Genomic DNA, 3612 nt, shown 5'->3' with positions numbered 1-3612 from the left:
AAGCCCATCCTGACGGATGGGCTTTTTTGCGTCTGTGCGATCCCGTCTCACATGCCGGATGTTGGCGCCAAAGTCTTATCCGGTCTCGCTCTCCTGTATTACCAGAAGCTCTTCCTCCATATAACCGCAAGCCTTCCCCATGCAGATACGGTAAACTATCGCCGATTTAGCATCAGGAAAGCAGCCATGACCCACTCCCTAAAACCCTGGAACACCTTCGGCATTGACCATTGTGCAAAGCACATCGTATGCGCTGAAAACGAACAACAACTTTTGCGCGCCTGGCAGCAAGCAACCCGTGAAGGGCTGCCGGTTATGATCCTGGGTGAAGGAAGTAACGTCCTGTTTCTGGAAGACTATTCCGGTACCGTGATCCTTAACCGTCTCAAAGGTATTGAGGTCAATGAAACCGCAGACGCCTGGCACCTACACGTCGGCGCAGGCGAGAACTGGCATCAGTTGGTTCGCTATGCGCTGGATAACAACATGCCCGGCCTCGAAAACCTCGCGCTAATCCCTGGCTGTGCAGGTTCATCCCCTATTCAGAATATCGGCGCCTATGGCGTCGAATTACAGCACGTTTGCGAGTATGTCGACTGTATTGAGCTGGCCACCGGAGAGCGAAAACGCCTCACTGCCGCAGAATGTCAGTTTGGTTACCGGGATAGCATCTTCAAGCATGCGTATCAGGATCGTTTTGCGATTGTTGCAGTTGGCTTCCGCCTGGCCAAAGCATGGCGGCCGGTACTGACTTATGGCGATCTGACTCGCCTGGATCCGCAAACCGTCACTCCGCGTGAGGTTTTCGATTCAGTCTGCCATATGCGCATGACCAAACTGCCGGACCCTAAGGTTAACGGCAATGCGGGCAGCTTCTTTAAAAACCCCGTGGTCAGCGCAGAATACGCACAGACGCTGTTGGCGAACTTCCCGAAAGCACCTCATTACCCACAGGCGGACGGTAGCGTTAAGCTGGCGGCTGGCTGGCTTATCGATCAGTGTCAGTTGAAAGGTCACATTGAAGGCGGCGCAGCGGTACACCAACAGCAGGCGCTGGTACTGGTGAATATCAATCACGCCCGGAGTGGCGATGTGGTGAAGCTGGCTCATTATGTTCGCCAGCAGGTGGGCGACAAATTTAACGTCTGGCTGGAACCTGAAGTTCGCTTTATTGGTTCTACGGGTGAAGTGAACGCGGTTGAGGTAATTCAATGAAAGACAATACGGTGCCATTAACGCTTATCTCACTGCTGGCCGACGGCGATTTTCACTCCGGCGAGCAGTTAGGCGAAACGTTGGGGATGAGCCGCGCGGCGATTAACAAGCATATCCAGACGCTGCGTGACTGGGGAGTTGATGTCTTTACCGTACCTGGTAAAGGCTATAGCTTACCGGAACCGATACAACTGCTGAATGCTGAACGTATTCGCAATGCGGTTGATTACGGTGATGTCGCGGTTCTCCCGGTTATCGACTCGACAAACCAGTATCTGCTCGATCGTATTGGTGAGCTGAAGTCCGGTGATGCATGCGTCGCCGAATACCAGCAGGCGGGCCGTGGGCGTCGCGGCCGTAAATGGTTCTCACCGTTTGGCGCTAACCTGTATCTTTCCATGTACTGGCGTTTAGAGCAGGGGCCCGCCGCCGCGATTGGCCTGAGCCTGGTGATTGGTATTGTGATGGCTGAAGTCCTTCAGGATCTCGGTGCGGATAAAGTGCGGGTGAAATGGCCAAATGACCTGTATCTGAATGACCGTAAACTATCCGGTATTCTCGTTGAGCTGACCGGTAAGACGGGTGATGCCGCGCAAATCGTCATTGGTGCCGGCATTAACCTGGTTATGCGTCGTGTTGAAAACGATGTGATTAACCAGGGTTGGATCAACCTGCAAGAGGCGGGGATCACCATTGATCGTAACGTTTTGGCCGCGCGCTTAATTAATGAGCTGCATGAAGCGCTGCATCTCTTCGAGCAGGAAGGCCTGGCACCATATCTCTCGCGCTGGGATAAATTAGATAACTTTATTAATCGGCCGGTGAAACTGATTATCGGTGATAAAGAAATCTTCGGTATTTCCCGTGGAATTGATACTCAGGGAGCATTATTACTTGAGCAAGATGGGGTAATTAAACCGTGGATGGGCGGTGAGATTTCGCTGCGCAGCGCCGAATAAAAAAGGGAGCTTCGGCTCCCTTTTCTTTTATCTTTTTTATTTCCGCAACCGCACTTGCTCAACGGAGTGGTTAGCGCTTTTCGTTAAAATCAGGCTTGCGCGCTCACGCGTTGGTAGAATATTTTCGTTTAGATTTCGTAGGTTAATTTCATTCCACAGTGATGTCGCGACGTTAATGGCTTCTTCTTTAGAAAGCTGCGCATAGTTATGGAAATAAGAATCCGGGTCCGTAAAGGCCCCTTCGCGGAATTTCAGGAAACGGTTGATATACCACGTTTGTAATAATTTTTCAGGCGCATCAACATAAATAGAAAAATCAACGAAGTCGGAAACAAATACATGATGCGGATCGTGCGGATAATCCATCCCGCTCTGCAGAACGTTTAATCCCTCAAGGATTAAAATATCGGGATGAGTGACCGTTTTATCGCCATCAGGGATAACGTCATAAATCAGATGCGAATAGACCGGTGCGGTAACGTTCGGTACCCCGGACTTCAGGTCAGAAACGAATTTCACCAGTCGATGCATATCATACGACTGCGGGAAGCCTTTCTTCTTCATCAGGCCGCGTTCTTTAAGCACCTCGTTAGGATGCAGAAAACCGTCGGTAGTGATCAGCTCGACGCGGCGGTGTTCCGGCCAACGACTCAGCAGCGCCTGTAACACGCGCGCGGTCGTACTTTTACCCACCGCCACGCTGCCGGCAATACTGATGATATAAGGAATGCGTTGGCCGTTAGTGCCAAGGAACTGCTCCAGCACCGCCTGGCGGCGCAGGTTAGAACTAATATAGAAGTTCAATAAACGTGACAAAGGCAAATAGATCTCCGCCACTTCCTCCAGCGACAGATCTTCGTTGATACCTTTTAAGCGCGTAATTTCGCCTTCAGTCAGGGTCATTGGCACGGAATCGCGCAGCGCTGCCCACTGGCTACGATTGAACTGTAGATAAGGTGTCATTAACGTTTGCTCTTGTTTTCTCATAAGCATGTTCTGGCTACCACGCTGACTGCACGCGACGCTTCACATTCAGTTAATCAGGACAATGGGCAGGAGGTTAACACCAGATGGAAGATAAAAAGAAGAAAAAATCCAAATGAGTGGCGCTTTCGTGAGAAAACGCCACTGTTTACTCTCAACCAGGCGATTTGCCATTAATGAAGAAAGAGCGCTAAAGAAGACAATGCGAAAATCTACGCTATCCAGCCTGAACTTTCGCCCTGAATATCGTTAAAGACGAGCAAAGCATCGCGAGACTATCCGATCCACAGCGAGATTTTTGGACGTAAAACCGACGTTTTGCTGAGTTTTTACGCGCAAATGCACAAAACGTGAGCGATAGAACATTTTATGCAATTTTTTAGTTGCATGTCTCCGCAGGTCTCCATAGAATGCGCGCTACTTGATGCCGACTTAGCTCAGTAGGTAGAGCAAC

At 50.5% G+C, this 3612-nt stretch carries 3 protein-coding genes; 2 read left to right on the top strand and 1 reads right to left on the bottom strand.

Translation table 11 applies throughout. The features are described 5' to 3' along the window. Nucleotides 1-186 precede the first annotated feature (186 nt). Nucleotides 187-1215 carry a UDP-N-acetylmuramate dehydrogenase gene (murB, locus tag ACW14G_RS22670; protein ID WP_249022488.1) on the top strand — a complete coding sequence of 343 codons (1029 nt, stop codon included), beginning with the start codon at nucleotides 187-189 and terminating at the stop codon, nucleotides 1213-1215. Continuing rightward, entirely contained in the window at nucleotides 1212-2174 is a 963-nt protein-coding gene (gene birA, locus ACW14G_RS22665) for a bifunctional biotin--[acetyl-CoA-carboxylase] ligase/biotin operon repressor BirA (protein ID WP_163449375.1), read from the top strand. The genes murB and birA overlap by 4 nt, the downstream gene beginning before the upstream one ends. A gap of 36 nt (nucleotides 2175-2210) precedes the next feature. Here birA and coaA read toward each other — a convergent pair whose 3' ends face one another. Continuing rightward, the gene (coaA, locus tag ACW14G_RS22660) at nucleotides 2211-3161 is read right to left on the bottom strand and encodes a type I pantothenate kinase (protein WP_249022487.1); all 951 of its coding nucleotides are present in this window, start codon (nucleotides 3159-3161) and stop codon (nucleotides 2211-2213) included. Nucleotides 3162-3612: the final 451 nt, after the last annotated feature.

The organism is Kluyvera sp. (assembly GCF_965301105.1).
This window is presented reverse-complemented; position numbering and strand designations above follow the sequence as displayed.

Coding starts and splice junctions, on each gene's coding strand:
- murB (WP_249022488.1), top strand. CDS start 187: ATGACCCACTCCCTAAAACCCTGGAACACCTTCGGCATTGACCATTGT.
- birA (WP_163449375.1), top strand. CDS start 1,212: ATGAAAGACAATACGGTGCCATTAACGCTTATCTCACTGCTGGCCGAC.
- coaA (WP_249022487.1), bottom strand. CDS start 3,161: ATGAGAAAACAAGAGCAAACGTTAATGACACCTTATCTACAGTTCAAT.